The organism is Pectobacterium brasiliense (genome assembly GCF_013449685.1).
Taxonomy (GTDB): domain Bacteria; phylum Pseudomonadota; class Gammaproteobacteria; order Enterobacterales; family Enterobacteriaceae; genus Pectobacterium; species Pectobacterium brasiliense_A.
Window position 1 is genome coordinate 15,570 of sequence record NZ_JACDSF010000067.1, and the last position, 17,699, is coordinate 33,268.

The window sequence follows — 17,699 nt, forward strand, 5'->3', positions numbered from 1 at the left end:
GCCGCATGCGCGAGGCTTTTTAGGACTCAACTTGTGACAACGCTTGAGCAGTGTATTGGCAATACCCCGCTAGTGAAATTACAGCGCCTGACGCAGGGGTTAAACAGTGAAATCTGGCTGAAGCTGGAAGGAAATAACCCCGCCGGATCGGTAAAAGATCGGGCCGCATATTCCATGATCCAGCAGGCAGAGAATCGCGGTGACATATCTCCCGGTGACCGGCTCATCGAGGCGACCAGCGGGAACACCGGCATTGCGCTGGCGATGATTGCGGCGGTAAAAGGCTATCGTCTGCGTTTGTTGATGCCGGACAACATGAGCTATGAACGCCAGACCGCGATGCGTGCGTATGGCGCGGAGCTGGTTTTGGTCAATCGCAAGCTGGGGATGGAAGGGGCGCGGGATCGCGCAAAACAGATGGTGTTGGCGGGAGAGGGGAAAACGCTCGATCAGTTCAATAACCCAGACAATTCGCTGGCGCATTTTCTGACGACTGGCCCGGAGATTTGGCAGCAGACGGCAGGTAAGGTGACTCACTTTATCTCCAGCATGGGAACGACCGGCACGATTTCTGGCGTCAGCCGCTATCTTAAGCAGCAGAACCCAGCGATTTGCACGGTGGGATTACAGCCTGCGGAAGGCAGCCACATTCCCGGTATTCGCCGCTGGACGCCGGACTACATGCCAGGGATTTTTCGTGCCGATCTGGTCGATCGCATTCTGGATATGACGCAGGTGGATGCCGAGAATACGTTACGCCAACTGGCGCGTCAGGAAGGTATCTTCTGCGGCGTCAGTTCCGGTGGCGCGGTGGCTGGCGCACTGCGGCTTGCGGCAGAAAACCCCGGCAGCGTGATTGTGGCAATCGCCTGCGATCGCGGCGATCGGTATCTGTCCACCGGGGTATTTGACTGACGACTATTCCCGCTCCAGTGCGTGAATCGGTTCCATCCGTGCGGCACGTCGGGCGGGGAAAAAGCCGAAGATAATGCCGATCAGGCTGGAGCACAGGAACGCGGCAATAATCGATGAACTGGAATAGATCATCGCGAAATTGCTGCTGAACTGGGCGAATAGCACGCCGATAGCCAGCGACAGCCCCACGCCGATGATGCCGCCGAACAGGCAAACCAGCACCGCTTCGATCAAAAACTGCTGCATGATATCGCTGGTGCGTGCGCCAACCGCCATACGGACGCCGATCTCTCGGGTTCGCTCGGTGACGGAAACCAGCATGGTGTTCATCACGCCGATCCCGCCGACAAGCAGCGAGATCAGGGCAATCATCGATACCAGCAGCGTGAGCGTGGTGGTGGTTTTCTCGATCATCTGACGGATGCTGTCAGTGTTCATGATAAAGAAATCTTTCGTACCGTGCCGCTGCGTCAGCAGGGCGGTGATGCTTTTCTCCGCGACGTTCATATCCATATTGTCTTTCACCCGCACCGTGATGCTTTTCAGGTAGGATTGTCCGACCATGCGCTTCATCACCGTGGTGTACGGCACCCAGACATTCAGGTTCTCATCGCTGCCGAAGCCTCCCTGATTCTTACTGACGACGCCGATAATCCGCACGGGCAGCGAGCCTAGCAAAATCACTTGTCCAATGGGATCTTCGCCGTGGGGAAAGAGCTTGTTAAGCGTATTTTTGTCAATCACGGCATCCTGCTTCAGTTCATCGACACTGCTGCGTGGGAAAAGCACGCCGCGTTGCAGGGTGTAGCCACGCACGGTGAAGAACTGCTCGCCAACCCCGGAAATGCTGGCGGAAACGGCAATGTTGCCGTAGCGCATCGTTACACTGGTTGAGATAGAAGGCGTGACGCTATGCACGTAGGGCTGCTGCGTCAGCGGCTGGATATCACTGGCTCGCAGCGTCTGGATGGCGCTGGCATCCATGTCGCCGAAGTCTTTGCCGGGGAAAATTTCCAGCGTACTGGTGCCCATCGAATTGATGTCGGCCAGCACCTGTTCCTGTGAGCCTTTTCCCAGCGCGACGACCGAGACGACAGACGCAATACCGATGATGATGCCGAGCATGGTCAGAAAGGTACGCATCCGCTGGGCGTTCATCGCCAGCAGCGCCATTTTAAACGCGTCGATAAAGCGATCTTTGAACTGATTCAGAGCGGACGTCGCCGGAGAGCTGGCGGCTTCCGTTGACGGCACGGCGGCTTCTTCGGGGCGCGTTTGTCGGTCGGCAATCACTTCGCCATCGCGCAGTTCGATGATGCGCTGAGCATGTTCGGCAATTGTCATATCGTGGGTGACGATCACGACGGTATTGCCCTGCCTGTGCAGATCGCGAAGTATGCTCAGAACCTCGTTGCCGCTGTGGGTGTCCAGCGCACCGGTTGGCTCATCCGCCAGAATGATGCCGCCGCCGTTCATCAGCGCCCGTGCGATACTCACACGCTGCTGCTGGCCGCCGGAAAGCTGGCTGGGCCGATAGTGGAGGCGACTTTCCAGTCCTAGCCGAGTGAGCAGTTCCGCCGCCCGTTGACGGCGCGCCAGCCGACTTTTTCCGGCATAAATGGCTGGAACTTCAACGTTCCCCAATGCGCTGAGGTCGCCGAGCAGGTGATAGCGCTGGAAAATAAAGCCGAAATGCTCGCGACGTAGTTCCGCAAGCTGGTCGTTGTCCAGCTCGCCAGCGGCGCGTCCTGCCACCTGATAATCACCGGCGGACGGTTTATCCAGACAGCCGAGAATATTCATCAGCGTGGATTTTCCCGACCCGGACGCCCCGACGATCGCCACCATCTCTCCCTGATTGATGGTCAGGTTGATGTCTTTGAGGACGGTGACGTCCTGTTCGCCGTTGGAAAAGCGGCGGGTAATACCGGTCAGCTTAAGTAAGGATGTGGACATACGTTACATCCCCATCGGTGGGCCAGGATGCGTAGACGCGACATCGCCGGACGATGGGCTGACAACGACCTGTTCCCCCACGCTGAGCCCCGAACGAATCTGGGTGCGCACGTTATCGTTGAGGCCAAGCGTCACCAGACGCGATTCAACCTTCTTGTTCGCATTCACGACCTGCACGTACCACATGCCGTCACGCGAGGTTAACGCCGTCGCGGGAACGACAATGGCGTTTTTCACTGAAGACAGCAGAATATACACCTGCGCCGTCATGGAAATGCGCAAGACGCCATCAGGGTTTTTCACATCGAACAGGCCGTTGTAATAGATTGCGGTACTGGATGATGAACTGGAACTGCTGCTTGAACTGGATGATGTTGTGGTCGAGTCCGTGTTGATGGAGTCTGGCGCTGGTTCAATTGAGCTCAGCGTGGCTTCGTAACGGTTATTCGGCTCGCCCAGAATACTGAACCACACGGGCATGCCGGTTTTCACCTTGACGACATCGGCCTCTGAGATTTTCACCTTGATGGTCATGGTGTCCAGATTGGCGACTTTGGCGATGGTCGGTGTCGTCTGAATCGCGTTGACCGTTTGCCCCGCTTCAACCGGAATGGCCACCACGGTACCGTCCATCGGTGAACGAATTTGGGTGTATCCCAGATTAACCTTGGCGGTGTTGACGGTAATCTGTGCCTGAATGATTTGGGCATCCAGCGCGTCGATATTGGCTCTGGTAGCATCCAGCGTCGCTTTTGCGCTGTCGTAGTCGGCCTGTGCCCCAACCCCACGTTTCATCAACATTTGCTGACGCTGCCAGCTTAATTCGTTATTACGCAATTCCGCCAGTTTGGCCGCTCGCTGTGCCTGAATGTTTTTTAACGCGGCCTCACCGTTTTTTAGCGTGTCCTGCTGAGTGAGGTCATCAATCTCGGCGATCAATTGCCCCTTTTTCACCTTATCACCCAGTTCGACGTGCAGCGCTTTGATTTGCCCCGAGGCTTGTGCACCGACGCTGACCTGCTTCTGTGCCTCAATTTTACCGTCAGCGAGCACGGTCTGTTCGAGATCCGCAATCTCGGCGGCGGTGGTAAGCGCATTGGGCGTTGGCGATGGCTTGTTGAAAAACAGATGAAGAACTACAGCAGCAGCGATAAGGCCAAGCGCGATCGTCGTACGGCGTCGTGTAAAAAATCGTGATTGCATCAGGGGGAGTCGTCCTTAATGGATGCATCTGTACCCGTCATACTTCAAGTTGCATGTGCGTTGGCTGCGCTTAGTCACCCGAATCACTTACCTGAGTAAGCTCATCGGGATTCCCTCGCTTGCCGCCTGCCTGAAACTCGAATTATTTAGGGTATCAACGGGAATAAATAACGCAGGTGAGTAATTTACCCCGAGTCCGTAAAGGTAGCGGTAATCTTTGCTGAAAGAAATGGTAAGGATTAAGTAAATCTGGCTGCGAATATTCACGCCAGGCCTGAGAATACAGCATCTATACCCATCATACTTCAAGCTGCTTGTGCGTTTCCTTCCCGCAACTCGAATACGTTGGGTATACCCGATTAATGAGGACAGGATATGAATATTTTACTGGTCGATGACGACGTAGAGCTGGGCGATATGCTCTGTGAGTATCTGAATGCGGAAGGGTTTTCAACCTCGCGGGTGCTGACGGGCAAAGAGGGCGTCGATGGCGCGATATCGGGGGATTACACCGCGATGATTCTGGATGTCATGCTGCCCGATATGAGCGGGATTGACGTGCTGCGCGAGATCAGAAAAACCCAGCAGTTGCCTGTCATTATGCTGACGGCAAGAGGCGACAACATCGACAGAGTTATCGGTCTGGAAATGGGCGCGGATGACTATATGCCTAAACCTTGTTACCCGCGTGAGCTGGTGGCAAGACTGCGGGCGGTACTACGTCGCTATGACGATCAGCCGAGCACAAAGCGCGACGAGAGCCTGGCCGCCAGCGGCGATCTGGTGTTGAACCCTGCCACGCGTATCAGCGAATGGCGTGGGAAGCCGTTTGATCTGACGGCGTCTGAGTTTAATTTACTGGAGCTGCTGTTGCGTTCCCCGGAGCGGGTGGTGTCAAAGGATGAGCTGTCCGAAAAATGCCTGGGGCGTCGCCGTGAAGCGTATGACCGCAGCGTGGACGTGCACATCAGCAATATTCGTCAAAAGCTCGGTACCTTGCCGAGCAACACCATGACGATTGAAACCGTGCGCAGCGTGGGATACCGGATTCGCTGATGATGATTCGTGGACGACTTTTCTGGAAGATACTGCTCGGGTTCTGGCTGACGTTCCTCGTCATGTCTCAACTGCTGTGGCTGGCTTTTTCTTTTAACGGCGAGCGACATAAGCCGTTGGAAGAAATCGTGGTGTCGCGCATTGCGACGATGCAAACGGAGATGGTGGCGGCGGCGCTGCAACATGGCGGCTTGGGTGAACTGAATGATGTGATGTCGCTACTGCCTCAGCAAGAGCAGCAATACATTTCCGTCACGGAATCGCCGCTGCCGCTGTCCGATCAGGAGTTGGTTTCCGCCCCGCAGAACGCGTTGCTCGATGAGGCTTTTGCGCCGGATAAACGTGGCATGCCGCGTGCCACGCCTATAATCAAGCAGGTCAGCGGCCCTGCCGGAAAGTGGTATCAGATTCGCTATGACGCCGAGCTGCTGCGCAGCGAATTTCGCCCCCCTCGGCCAGTCGAATTTCTCAATGTGCCGGTGCCGTTTATCATCATTGCGGGGCTTGGTGGCCTGTTGTTCAGCTCGGTGCTGGCATGGAGCCTGGCTCGTCCGCTAAGTCAGATTCGTGCGGGGTTTGATCAGGTTGCGCAGGGTGATCTGAACGTGCGTCTGCTGCCGGTGATGCATAAACGTCATGATGAAATCAGCGATGTCGCGCGTGATTTCGATTCGATGGTTGAACGACTGGACAGTCTGGCTAGCGCGCGTGAACAGTTGCTGCATGATGTTTCGCATGAGCTGCGTTCCCCGCTGGCGCGTTTGCAGCTCGCTATCGGGTTGATAAGACAGAATCCTGACAATATAGAGAGTTCCTTGCAGCGTATTGAGCGTGAAGCTTTGCTGATGGATAAGATGATTGGCGAGCTGCTGACGCTATCGCGCACGGAGCATTCTGGTATTGAGGAAGCCTATTTCGATTTGCTGGGGCTGGTGACGGCCGTGGTCAACGATGCGCGCTACGAAGCGCAGGTCACTGGTGTTGAAATCCTGCTGTCGGCCGATGAGGACGAAGATTACACGGTTAAAGGCAATGCGGAACTGATGCGCAGGGCGGTCGATAATGTGATGCGCAACGCGCTACGTTTTTCTGCTCCCACGCAGCAGGTTTCTGTGTCGCTCATTGGCAATGAACATGAGTGGACGATTCAGGTCGCCGATCAGGGGCCTGGCGTGGAGAAAAGTAAACTCTCCAGCATCTTCGATCCTTTCATTCGGGTTGATTCGCCGCTGTCTGGCAAAGGCTATGGGCTGGGGCTGGCAATTACCCGTAAAGTCGTACTGGCGCACGGCGGGCATATTGAGGCGGAGAATGGTGAACAGTGCGGTTTAGTGATTCGTCTGTGCGTACCGCGCTGGAAAGCCTGAAACGAAAACGGCACCATCCGGGTGCCGTTTCGTGCAAACGTAGTAAACCATCCGTAGAAGGCGGCTTACTTTTTGATACGGATAACCGGCGTTTCACCGACAACAACCGTACCACTCAGTTTGGTCAATTCCTTGATTTCATCCATGTTGGAAATAACCACTGGTGTCAGAGTAGACTTCGCTTTTTCTTCCAGCAGAGCCAGGTCAAACTCGATAACGAGATCGCCTTTCTTCACGCGCTGGCCTTCTTCAGCGATGCGCTTGAAGCCTTCGCCTTTCAATTCAACGGTATCAATACCAAAGTGCACAAACAGCTCAATGCCGCTGTCAGACTCGATGGAAAACGCATGGTTGGTTTCAAAAATTTTACCGATGGTGCCGTCTACCGGTGCGACAATCTTGTTGCCAGTTGGCTTGATGGCAATGCCGTCACCGACGATTTTCTCTGCAAATACGACATCAGGAACGTCTTCAATATTGACGATTTCACCGGACAGCGGGGCAATGATTTCGATGCTGCCAGTGTCTTTTTTGTCGTCAGAAACCAGAGACTTCAATTTATCGAACAAACCCATGATTCTCTCCTAAGCATTAATATTGGGCCAGCATATACCCTAATCTTTCAAGTTGGTGTGGCATTGGTTTTCTTCGCTACCCCGACTGCGAATTTATCGCCTGTCGGGGTGCTGATTGCCACCTTGAAACCTATTAGGTAAAGCAGAATCAGCAGAGCGTTTTTTCTTTAATAAAGCGGCTCACCAGATTGCTTAACTCTTGTGCTGTCGGTTGAGCGAGTGCTTGTTCCGCCAGCGCCTTCGCATCTTCGTAATTCGCATTACGGATGATTTTCTTGATGCTCGGGATAGAGATCGCACTCATGCTGAATTCGTCCAGCCCCATTCCCAATAACAGTAGTGTAGCACGTTCGTCACCGGCGAGCTCACCACACATCCCTGTCCACTTGCCTTCGGCATGAGACGCGTCAATAACCTGTTTGATCAGGGTCAGGACAGCAGGGGACATCGGGTTATAGAGATGAGAAATCAGCTCATTACCGCGATCAACTGCCAGAGTATACTGGGTTAAGTCATTTGTCCCAATACTAAAGAAGTCGACTTCTTTGGCTAAATGTGGCGCGATAGCGGCGGCGGCAGGTGTTTCAACCATCACGCCGACTTCAATGCTTTCGTCGAAGGCTTTACCTTCTTCTCTCAGCTGTGCTTTCAGCATCTCCAGTTCGGCTTTCAGCTCACGCACTTCTTCCACGGAAATAATCATCGGGAACATGATACGCAGCTTGCCAAATTTTGATGCGCGCAGGATGGCACGCAACTGGGCATGCAGGATTTCTTTACGATCCAGACAGATACGGATAGCGCGCCAGCCAAGGAACGGGTTCTCTTCCTTTGGCAGGTTCATGTATGGCAGATCTTTGTCGCCACCGATATCCATGGTACGGACGATAACGGCCTGAGCACCAACGGCTTCGGCAACCGCCTTATACGCCTGGAACTGCTCTTCTTCGGTAGGTAGCGAGTCACGATCCATGAACAGGAATTCGGTACGATACAGGCCGACACCTTCTGCGCCGTTACGCTCAGCACCCGCGACATCACGCACGGTACCGATGTTGGCACAGACTTCAACCTGATGACCGTCCAGCGTGATGGCTGGCAGATCTTTCAGCTTAGCCAGCTCATACTTTTCAGCGTGATATTGCTGCTGAACGGCTTTTAATTCTTCGATTTTTTCTGCGGTCGGATTCTGATAGATCTGGTTGTTTACGGCATCCAGAATCAGATAGTCGCCGTTTTTAACCTGCTGGGTCACGTTGGTCGTGCCAACGATCGCAGGCAGTTCCAGCGAACGAGCCATAATGGACGTGTGGGACGTGCGGCCACCGAGGTCGGTGATGAAGCCCAGCACTTTGTCCAGATTAAGTTGCGCGGTTTCTGACGGTGTCAGGTCCGTTGCAACCAGAATGACTTCATCCTGAATATCGCCCAGATCGACGATGGGCATATTGAGAATGTTTCTGAGCAAACGCTTCCCGATATCACGCATGTCTGCGGCGCGTTCTTTCAGATATTCATCATCAAGTTCTTCCAGTGCTTTAGCCTGGTTTTCGATGACGGAAAATGCAGCTGCGTCGGCGGAAGCATGCTCATCTTTAATCAGGGCTATGATTTCCTGCTCGAACTCTTCATCTTCCAGCAACATGATGTGGCCTTCGAAGATGGCTTCTTTCTCTGCGCCCAGCGTCTCGCCTGCTTTCTTCTTGATAGCTTCCAACTGTACGGATGCTTTGGAACGGCCAGTCAGAAAACGTTCAATTTCCTGCTCCACCTGATCTGCAGAGATTTTTTTCCGGTTGATGAGAATTTCATCTTCTTTCAGTAACAGTGCCTTACCAAAAGCAATACCCGGTGATACTAATATGCCTGAAATCATAACCCTACCTTACTCGATTCTGGTGTTCACTAAAAAACTCGTCGTTTACTCGAGCTCAGCCATCAGCTTAACCAGGTGTTCAACCGCTTTTTGTTCGTCTTCGCCTTCCGCAGCGATAGTAACCACAGTTCCTTGTGTTAAGCCGAGTGTTTGTAATTTGAACAGGCTCTTAGCGCTAGCGCTCTTGCCGTTAGACGTCACTGTGATTTCAGAGGTGAAGCCTTTAGCTTCTTTGACGAACTGAGCAGCAGGACGGGTGTGCAGGCCATTCGGTGCGGTGATAGTCACTTCTTGCTGGAACATGCTTTTTCCCCAACTTATGGATTAGATTAATGTTGTGGAACTAAAGTTTAGTTGATTCACTGAACTTTAGCCTGTTTGGTTAGCTCCTGATTTATGTTACAGGGGCAGGCCACGATGCGACAAGAAAACCGTCAAACGTATTTCCTGAATAAAATACCATCAAATACCGCAGATTCCGTCACCCATTATCTTAACCTCAGTCGCAAAACGGCGATGTGGGCTATCGTGCGCAGGAAAAAAGCGGTCATGCGCAGGAAAAACATAATGTGATGAGGCGTGGTACTTGCCGGATATTAATTTCACGCATCAAAATAATTGTTCGGTTAAATACTAAACCTGATGTAGAAAAGCAATCCATATGTGGTGGAAAGTTTGAACTGTGCCACAAAAAAGCACCTAAATAGGTGCTTTTTTAACACATTGGTCACTTGTTGTTCGAGTGTGACCGAGGGGCTATTGTTGCAGTTCCTGCTCGGTAAACAGGTCGGCAAAGAGTGCTGTGCTGAGGTAGCGTTCGCCGGAAGAAGGCAGAATAACGACGATAGTTTTATCTTCAAATTCTTTTTCTTTGAGCAAGTTCAGCGCGGCAGCAACGGCTGCACCGGAAGAAATACCCGCCAGAATGCCTTCTTCTTCCATCAAACGGCGCGCGGTGCCGATCGCTTCTTCGTTCGTCACTTTCTCTACACGGTCAATCAGTTTCAGGTCCAGGTTACCTGGAATGAAACCCGCGCCGATGCCCTGAATCTTGTGCGGGCCTGGCTTTAGTTCTTCGCCTGCTAGCGCCTGAGTGATCACCGGTGAATCGGTAGGTTCAACCGCCACGCTGATGATGGCCTTGCCTTTGGTGTTCTTGATGTAGCGGCTGACACCCGTCAGCGTACCGCCTGTACCAACGCCAGAGATAAAGACATCAACCTGACCATCGGTATCTTCCCAAATTTCAGGGCCGGTGGTTTTCTCGTGAATTTCTGGGTTAGCGGGGTTGCTGAACTGCTGTAGCAGCAGATAACGCTGCGGATCGCTGGCTACAATCTCTTCGGCTTTGGCGATGGCACCTTTCATGCCTTTCGCGCCTTCGGTCAGCACCAGATTAGCCCCCAGCGCTTTCAGCAGCTTGCGGCGCTCGATGCTCATGGTTTCCGGCATGGTGAGCGTGAGTTTGTAACCGCGAGCGGCGGCGACATAGGCCAGGGCAATCCCTGTGTTTCCGCTGGTAGGTTCAACCAACTCAATGCCTGGTTTTAGAACGCCACGCTTTTCTGCATCCCAAATCAGGTTGGAGCCGATACGGCATTTTACGCTGAAGCTGGGGTTGCGGGATTCCACTTTAGCCAGAATGCGTCCGTTGCCGATACGGTTCAGGCGAACCAGCGGCGTATGGCCGATTGTGAAAGAATTGTCTTCGTAGATCTTGCTCATAGCCTGTCCTTATAACTGTATGAAATTTTTGCGAACGTAGAGAGAATACCCGTTCACACTTTTCAGTGAAGTAAAGAATTGCTATATCGTTATGTTCTTAAGAAATATCTTTTCATTACAATAGAAAACACTGGCCGTTATCAGCCAGAGCTTGCTGTCTTGTTATGGCGATTTTTTCGGCAGGGTTGCTGACAGATCGCGATAACGATCCACCCACAGCTGCGTTGCACCACATACCGCGACGGGCATGATGACCAGATTCAAAAAAGGCACTAGCGTAAACAGGCTGACCAACGCGCCAAACTGCATATTGGCGACTTTATGGCGACGTAATGCCTGACGCATCGTGGTAAATCCCACTTTGTGGTTATCAAAAGGATAATCGCAATATTGAATCGCCAGCATCCACGCGCTGAACAGGAACCACAGTACCGGAGCGACAGTTTGCCCAATGCCGGGAATGAAATAGAGAAGCAATAGCACAATGGCGCGTGGCAGGTAATACCCCAGCTTTTGGACTTCACGCTTCATGATGCGTGGGACGTCTTTAGCAATGCCGAGTATGCCGCTGTCCGGCAACGTTTGGCCGGTGAGTTTTGCTTCTAACTGCTCGGCTAACAAGCCGTTAAACGGTGCGGCGATAAAACTGGTGATTGTGCTAAATAGGTAGCTGAATATCAGCAAAATGGAGAGCACGGCAAGTGGCCAAATGAGGTAGCTGAGCCATTGCAGCCAGCTCGGAATGTGGCTCATGATCTGCGGAATCCAGTCATTCAACTGGGTAAAAAGCCACCAGAAAGCCCCACCCATCAGTGCGATGTTCATCAGTAAGGGCAGAATAACGAAACGTCGGATGCCTGGCAGTGAGAGCAGGCGCCATCCAGCTAGAAAATAGTGTATGCCGCCGCGAACCTGGCCTGTGGTATTACCGTAAGACGATTTTTCAGAAGATGATGGTTTTTCTGAAGACGATGGTTTTTCTGAAGACAATGGTTTTTCTGAAGACAATGGTTTTTCTGAAGACATAGTGCCTATAGACTCAGTCATTTGTTTGTTGAGACATCATATCGGGATGATCTTATGCTGACCAGCCCGCATTTGGATGAAAAAACAGCAAAAAAGTGCGTTGTATCTATCTTTATTGTCATAAAGTACCGTGCAGGCTTGCACTTGTGTACTCAGGCAAATAGAGTTAGTAGTATAGGTATTTGCCGTAGTGGCAATGTTTTTTTGGAACAATTGGGATAGCAATGATGCAGGACTTGCGTCTGATATTAATCGTTGTTGGCGCGATCGCTATAATAGCGCTTTTACTGCACGGCTTGTGGACTAGCCGTAAAGAACGCTCGTCCCTTTTTCGTGACCGCCCAGCTAAACGTGTAAAGAAAGCGCGTGATGAAACACCGCTTGACGATGTGGATGAAGGTGTTGGCGACGTTCGCGTGAAGGGGGCTCGTCCGCTGCAGAGTGAGCCTTCATTTGGCAACGCTTCACTTGATAACGCATCATTTGATAATCCTTCATTTAATAACAACAGTGAACGTGAAGACGCTCGTTCAGTGGCGAAATCGCCGTTCGAGCATTTGTCTCCCGCCTCTTCTTACGATCCCCTACTGGATGAAGCGATGCCAGTGGGTTCTCTGCGTGCGCAGGTACGTGGTGATGCTAACCCGCAGGTTGTCGCCCCTAGAGAAACCGCTATTCCCGAACCGAGCATTGGTGCTCTGCGTGAGCCGTTTGCGTATGACGCGTCAGCATCTGCGCCACAGCAGCCTGCCGCACATTCGCTGCATGAAAAAGTTCAGCCGGTGCTTGCACAACCTCAGCAACCTGCTGAGCCAGTTGAACCTGCGGCGGCAAAAGAAGCGGTTTTGGTTCTGCATGTGGTGGCCCATCATGGGGGAGGGATCGGTGGTCAACTGCTGTTACAAAGCCTGCTTCAGGCCGGTTTCCAGTTTGGTGAAATGAACATTTTTCATCGCCATGTGAACCCCGCTGGCGCAGGCCCAGTGTTGTTCAGTCTGGCGAACATGGTTAAGCCTGGTTCGTTTAATGTCGATGCGATGTCCGAATTCTCGACGCCCGGCGTGTCCATTTTCATGATGGTGCCGTCTTATGGCGATGCCAGCCAAAATTTTAAACTGATGTTACAGTCTGCACAGCGTATTGCTGACGATGTTGGCGGTGTGGTGCAGGATGACGAGCGTCGTATGATGACGCCGCAGAAGGTTGAATCCTACAAAGCACGCATTCGTGATGTGCTGAAAGCTAACGCCTGATAGTATAAAGCTTGTGAATTCTGTGGGTGAGAGAAGCCTCCGTTAGTGGAGGCTTTTTTTATTTTTAGATCCGGCAGCGGTGTGGTGTAAAAAAGCAACAAAAGGTGAAACGTAGTGAGTGAAGCAAAAGGATTAAAACAAGAGCTTGGGCTGATTCAGGGCGTGGGGTTGCTGTCTACTTCTTTGCTGGGAACTGGGGTGTTTGCAGTGCCCGCACTGGTTGCACAGTTGGCACAGCAAGACAGCCTATGGGCGTGGCCGATCTTGATCCTGCTTGTTTTTCCTATCGCCATTGGCTTTGCCGCGCTAGGTCAACATTTCCCGAATGCGGGCGGGGCTGCGCACTTTGTTAACCTCGCTTTTGGGCCGCGCATGGCGCGTGTAACCGGCTGGCTATTCCTGTCCGTTATTCCTCTGGGGCTGCCTGCTGCTTTGCAGATTGCCGCCGGATTCTGGCAGGCGGCATTTGGCTGGAGCGATCTGGGGCTACTCTGCGTACAGCTTCTGACGCTGGGTGGTATCTGGCTGCTTGGCCTGCGCAGTGCGGGATCCAGCGCCAATATTCAGATCGTCATTGCGATGCTGGTGGTGGGGCTGGTTGCCGCGATCTGGTGGCAGGGCGATATCACGCCTGCACACATTCCCTGGCCGTCGGTGAGTGAACTGTCGTGGTCTAACACTTTCGGTGCGCTGGCTGTGATGTTCTGGTGCTTCGTCGGCCTTGAAGCCTTTGCCCACATGTCGACGGAGTTTCGGGTGCCGGAGCGGGATTTCCCACGGGCTTTACTCATCGGCATGCTGGTCGCTGGCGCGGTGTATTGGGGATGTACGGTAGCCGTGCTGCATTTTAAGGCTTACGGAGAGGGAATTGCCGCAACGGCCTCACTGCCGAGCATCGTTGTGCAGCTGTTTGGCGAACACGCGCTGTGGATTGCCTGCTTTGTCGGGTATCTGGCCTGCTTTGCCAGCGTGAATATCTATACGCAGGGCTTTGCACGTTTAGTCTGGTCGCAGGCATCGAAAGGAAGTGCTCTGGCGAAGCTGTCCTCAGGGCAAGCGCCGGTGAATGCGCTGTCGGTTGTGGTGGCCTGCTGTCTGGTGTGCTGCCTGTTAATTTACTGGCTTAGGTTGCCGCTGGATATGCTGATTGTGTACGCGAACGGCATCTTTGTGCTGATTTATCTGCTGTGTATGCTAGCAGGATGGCGTCTGCTGAAAGGTCGGGCGCGCGTGATGGCGGCAATAGGCGGAATACTCTGCTGTGCGTTGTTGCTGATGATTGGCTGGAAATCGCTGTATGCGTTAATCATGCTGGTTGTGCTGTGGCTGTTCCTGCCGCGTAAGCATTTCCACTGAGTCGTGTACAGGGGCTTTATGAGGTGATGAAAATTAGTGTGCCGCTACACCATTGGTTAGAAAAGGAGGAATATTTCCTCCCTATTTCGCTTGGGATGTGGCTATCGGGTACCCACATAATCTGCTATTTAGCTTTCGAGGGTGATTAGTCTACTATTTCTCTCCATTTCAACTATAGCCGCTGCATCTTGTTCAAGAATTGCCAAATCAGTATTGAACAACACAACACGGCCATAAGATGTGACAAGATCGGTAGTTTTCTCTATATGGTCGCCAGACTTAACTTTACATGCAGTAAATCCGTAACTTGATAATGGTGAACACATCTCCTCTATATGCACATCCTTTACCATTCCTGAAGCGGATGAACTGAGAAAATATTCAACTGCATACTTCTTCAATGTCGGAGTATTCATGGTTTTCTCTCTAAAATCAGAAGAAGAAATACGAGCCATCAAACCAAGATCAATGAGGGAATGTGAATTACATTCATTCACGAGACGGGGCCCAAGCCCACCATGCATTCTTGCTCCTGACTCAACCAATACGGGGCCATCTGAGGACATGATGACTTCATTGTGGGAGCTACCGTTAACAATCCCGAGTGAGGTCAGGACCTTTTTGACATAGTTAACGAGAGACGAATGTTCAGTTACCGGTTCAGTAATCATTTGCCGATAAATAGGCACTCCATCTACCTGTTCTTTTATATATCTGAATATATTTACGATGAAATGCTCCCCCTCATTGCTTACTGCGTCAACAACATACTCGATCCCTTCGATTTTCTGTTCTATGAGCAGTTCACTATTGCGGTTACCGGAGTAGTCTAAAGTACCGATTAAGCTATCATAGGCCTTTTTTATTTCATCAACGCCTTTACAAAAGAAAACACCTTCTGTTCCGAATGAGCGAATGGGTTTAACCACATACTCAGTGAAAGGATTATCAATGCACCACTGTAATATGCAGTTAAAATCCCCCGATTTAAAATGCGGAATATATCTGATGCCTTCCAATTTTATCTGTTTCTGCATCAGATATTTATCACGACGCGCGGCTGAAAGTGACAGTATATTAGGCATACGGTTCCATTGATCACACAGCAAATCAAATACAGATACACCAGGTTCAGAGCCACAGATGATAAAGTCAGGCGCTTGTGTTAAATAACTCTCAATTTCAGCCACAGTAACACTTAGTGATTTATAATAAAAAACCTGTGCATAATCTTCCTTCTTGAAGGTTGCCATAACAGCTTCGGGAAGATGACTATTTGTTATCAGAGCAATAGTATCATATCCATAGAGTGCTTTAATTCTATTCGCGAACACTGCGCCACTTGAAAAAGGGTCAACTACCAGAACATATTTATTCTTCACTGATGCATCCTTATTTAAAAAATACTTTCAAATAATTTCTATACTAGCGATATCGCTCGATGGATAAGAACAGCATGCAAGACGAATACCGTTATCTCTTTCTGTTACGGAAAGACAGAAATCGGGTTCGCTTTTAACCTCTCCACTATTCAGCCGGAATTTACAACTTCCACATATCCCCGATCTACACATACTTCTAATGGGAACTTGATGTAAAATCAGGTTCTCCAGTACAGTCTTTTTTTTATTTACTCTCACCTGTCGGGACAGATTTCTGCCGGATATAATCATGTCTGATTGTTCTTCCGTTTTTTCCTCTTCTAATTCTAAGGCCGTTGAGGAAGTAAATGATTCTGTTTCGACCTTTGCCATAGGAAAAATCAGCCGTATTGATTCTCCCATGACAGCAGCAAATTGAATACTCCCGCAAATAACAACTTTATCGGGTTCATAGGAAAAATTAATTTTCCGTAGATCTATTCTTCCATAGCGAATAAGTTCGTCAACCCTGTATAACGGGCTGCGTGTGACATGAATATGCAAGTTGAACCAACTACAGCGCCTGTATAGATCAATAAGTTCATTTAAGTAAGGGATAGCGATTAGTTCGTTAAAACTCAATACGAGTGTTACCGTATGTCCTGTGTGTTTTTCTCCATAATATCTATAATATTCCCTAATCAGTGATAGAGGAAGTGTGATTCCTATTCCCCCCGCAATCATTAGCAAATGATTGCTATTTTTAATGGTATCGAAAGTGATATCTCCACCAACACCGACAACTTCTATTTCATTTCCAATCAAACAGAGCTCCGTTATCCTAGATGAAAAACTGGCAGCCCCTTTATTCTCGACTATAATATCGTAGTATTGTTCATTGCTGACTGAGACCAGTGTATAGCATCGATATTGAGATAAATTATCTATATCCGAAAGCTTGAAAACCAAATATTTACCAGGGCTGAGAGCAGCATCAATTCCGGAGGTGTTCTCGACAAGGTTAAGGCGAAATAGTCTAGTATTAGCTGTAAGTGAATAGGATTCGGAGCAAATAAGCTTCATCAGGGATTATCCATAAATAATATTACAAGCCAATTCTAGATATGACAGTTTCTGCTGAGTCAAGGTAGATATTTATCTCATTGCAGCTGTCTGTTTCAGCAATAATTTCTCTGGCATACGGGAATTCAACCATATTGAACACATTTTCCCATGCACCAAGTTCGTTATCTGCGAATAAATCAGCAGTCTTCAACATGGTCTCCCGCAGATATTTCCTTTCACTACGGCTGAGGTCTCTCACAATATCATAAGCAACATAGCTAAATACGCTAGCATGACTCCATTCATCTTCTGCATGAATTCTCGTTACTTCGTGACAGATTTTTTGAATACTGAAATCTTCCGCCATGACTTTAAGATAGTCAGTTATCAACGTTTCACTTGCACAAGCTATGGCAAATCGGCTAAGCCGCCTCTGCCACTCTGCTCCACAACCAGCCAAGAGTTGCTGACGCCAGCTAATCAGATTGAAACTTGTGTGGTTTAATGGAGCAATACGTCTCCTATCATAGATATAATTGCAGGCCATAATTGACATACGTGTGTGAAGCGCTTCATCCAAAAGAGCTTCAGACATAACATCTTGTAACTCTGCTCGGTTAGGGGCGTTTACAGGGGGAGACTTAATTATATCCTCACATGCTGGCGTTACGATGTCGCATTCAATGTATATTGTCTTCAGGTTATAGATACCCCATGCATACGAGAGGCATCTATTTTTTAGCTCATCAGGTGCCTCCTTCCATGCTTCATGCAAACGAAATGGTAGAAGTGACTCACTAAAGTCTTTTTTTAATACATCAAACTCAAGGTCTGAATATTCTGAATGTCTGTTATTGACCGCTGCCCTACTTTTCCATAATAAGGAAAGCTTTTTCAACATTATAGCAACGTTCTCACTATCAGGGATCACTACATTAGTATTCATAAATTATGCCTCAGCTCAT

Annotated in this window: 15 protein-coding genes; 5 read left to right on the forward strand and 10 right to left on the reverse strand. The window is 50.4% G+C overall.

Annotated features, from left to right (window positions below; all coding sequences use genetic code 11):
- The first annotated feature begins 33 nt into the window (after nucleotides 1–33).
- The gene (gene cysM, locus H0248_RS20375; RefSeq protein WP_180787281.1) at nucleotides 34–915 is read left to right on the forward strand and encodes a cysteine synthase CysM; all 882 of its coding nucleotides are present in this window, start codon (nucleotides 34–36) and stop codon (nucleotides 913–915) included.
- Between the two features lie 3 nt (nucleotides 916–918).
- Here cysM and H0248_RS20380 read toward each other — a convergent pair whose 3' ends face one another.
- Both H0248_RS20380 and H0248_RS20385 read right to left on the reverse strand, forming a co-directional pair.
- Nucleotides 919–2,871, reverse strand: a complete 1,953-nt coding sequence (locus H0248_RS20380) for a MacB family efflux pump subunit (RefSeq protein WP_180787282.1) — start codon at nucleotides 2,869–2,871, stop codon at nucleotides 919–921.
- A 3-nt stretch (nucleotides 2,872–2,874) separates the two neighbouring features.
- A complete protein-coding gene (locus tag H0248_RS20385; protein WP_039522816.1) occupies nucleotides 2,875–4,074 on the reverse strand; it encodes an efflux RND transporter periplasmic adaptor subunit in 1,200 nt (399 codons plus the stop codon).
- A 375-nt stretch (nucleotides 4,075–4,449) separates the two neighbouring features.
- On the opposite strand from H0248_RS20385, the gene H0248_RS20390 reads away from it, so the two are divergent.
- Complete coding sequence (locus H0248_RS20390; protein WP_180787283.1) at nucleotides 4,450–5,130, forward strand: response regulator transcription factor; 681 nt, start codon at nucleotides 4,450–4,452, stop codon at nucleotides 5,128–5,130.
- Nucleotides 5,130–6,497: an ATP-binding protein gene (locus H0248_RS20395; protein WP_180787284.1), complete on the forward strand. Its 1,368-nt coding sequence runs from the start codon at nucleotides 5,130–5,132 to the stop codon at nucleotides 6,495–6,497. Before H0248_RS20390 ends, H0248_RS20395 begins: the two co-directional genes overlap by 1 nt.
- 65 nt (nucleotides 6,498–6,562) lie before the next feature.
- Here H0248_RS20395 and crr read toward each other — a convergent pair whose 3' ends face one another.
- The 5 genes from crr to cysZ all read right to left on the reverse strand — a co-directional run bounded on the left by crr (nucleotide 6,563) and on the right by cysZ (nucleotide 11,720).
- The gene (gene crr, locus H0248_RS20400; protein ID WP_010284368.1) at nucleotides 6,563–7,072 is read right to left on the reverse strand and encodes a PTS glucose transporter subunit IIA; all 510 of its coding nucleotides are present in this window, start codon (nucleotides 7,070–7,072) and stop codon (nucleotides 6,563–6,565) included.
- A 148-nt stretch (nucleotides 7,073–7,220) separates the two neighbouring features.
- A complete protein-coding gene (gene ptsI, locus H0248_RS20405) occupies nucleotides 7,221–8,948 on the reverse strand; it encodes a phosphoenolpyruvate-protein phosphotransferase PtsI (RefSeq protein ID WP_180787285.1) in 1,728 nt (575 codons plus the stop codon).
- A 45-nt stretch (nucleotides 8,949–8,993) separates the two neighbouring features.
- Nucleotides 8,994–9,251, reverse strand: a complete 258-nt coding sequence (gene ptsH / locus H0248_RS20410) for a phosphocarrier protein Hpr (RefSeq protein ID WP_005971891.1) — start codon at nucleotides 9,249–9,251, stop codon at nucleotides 8,994–8,996.
- A 453-nt stretch (nucleotides 9,252–9,704) separates the two neighbouring features.
- A complete protein-coding gene (gene cysK / locus H0248_RS20415; RefSeq protein WP_102118228.1) occupies nucleotides 9,705–10,673 on the reverse strand; it encodes a cysteine synthase A in 969 nt (322 codons plus the stop codon).
- A 162-nt stretch (nucleotides 10,674–10,835) separates the two neighbouring features.
- Nucleotides 10,836–11,720, reverse strand: coding sequence for a sulfate transporter CysZ (cysZ, locus tag H0248_RS20420; protein WP_374705283.1), 885 nt, complete (start codon nucleotides 11,718–11,720; stop codon nucleotides 10,836–10,838).
- Nucleotides 11,721–11,923: 203 nt separating this feature from the next.
- Between cysZ and zipA the strand changes: the two genes are divergently transcribed.
- Both zipA and yjeH read left to right on the forward strand, forming a co-directional pair.
- The gene (gene zipA, locus H0248_RS20425; protein WP_180787287.1) at nucleotides 11,924–12,952 is read left to right on the forward strand and encodes a cell division protein ZipA; all 1,029 of its coding nucleotides are present in this window, start codon (nucleotides 11,924–11,926) and stop codon (nucleotides 12,950–12,952) included.
- A gap of 114 nt (nucleotides 12,953–13,066) precedes the next feature.
- A complete protein-coding gene (gene yjeH / locus H0248_RS20430) occupies nucleotides 13,067–14,308 on the forward strand; it encodes an L-methionine/branched-chain amino acid transporter (RefSeq protein WP_180787288.1) in 1,242 nt (413 codons plus the stop codon).
- Between the two features lie 128 nt (nucleotides 14,309–14,436).
- Here yjeH and H0248_RS20435 read toward each other — a convergent pair whose 3' ends face one another.
- Genes H0248_RS20435 through H0248_RS20445 form a run of 3 tightly spaced genes read right to left on the reverse strand, consistent with a single transcriptional unit; the run spans nucleotide 14,437 to nucleotide 17,680 of the window.
- The gene (locus H0248_RS20435) at nucleotides 14,437–15,690 is read right to left on the reverse strand and encodes an ATP-grasp domain-containing protein (RefSeq protein WP_116186305.1); all 1,254 of its coding nucleotides are present in this window, start codon (nucleotides 15,688–15,690) and stop codon (nucleotides 14,437–14,439) included.
- 27 nt (nucleotides 15,691–15,717) lie between these two features.
- Entirely contained in the window at nucleotides 15,718–16,752 is a 1,035-nt protein-coding gene (locus H0248_RS20440) for a 2Fe-2S iron-sulfur cluster-binding protein (protein WP_116155483.1), read from the reverse strand.
- A 22-nt stretch (nucleotides 16,753–16,774) separates the two neighbouring features.
- On the reverse strand, nucleotides 16,775–17,680 hold the full coding sequence (locus H0248_RS20445) for a diiron oxygenase (RefSeq protein ID WP_116155484.1): 906 nt from the start codon (nucleotides 17,678–17,680) through the stop codon (nucleotides 16,775–16,777).
- Nucleotides 17,681–17,699: the final 19 nt, after the last annotated feature.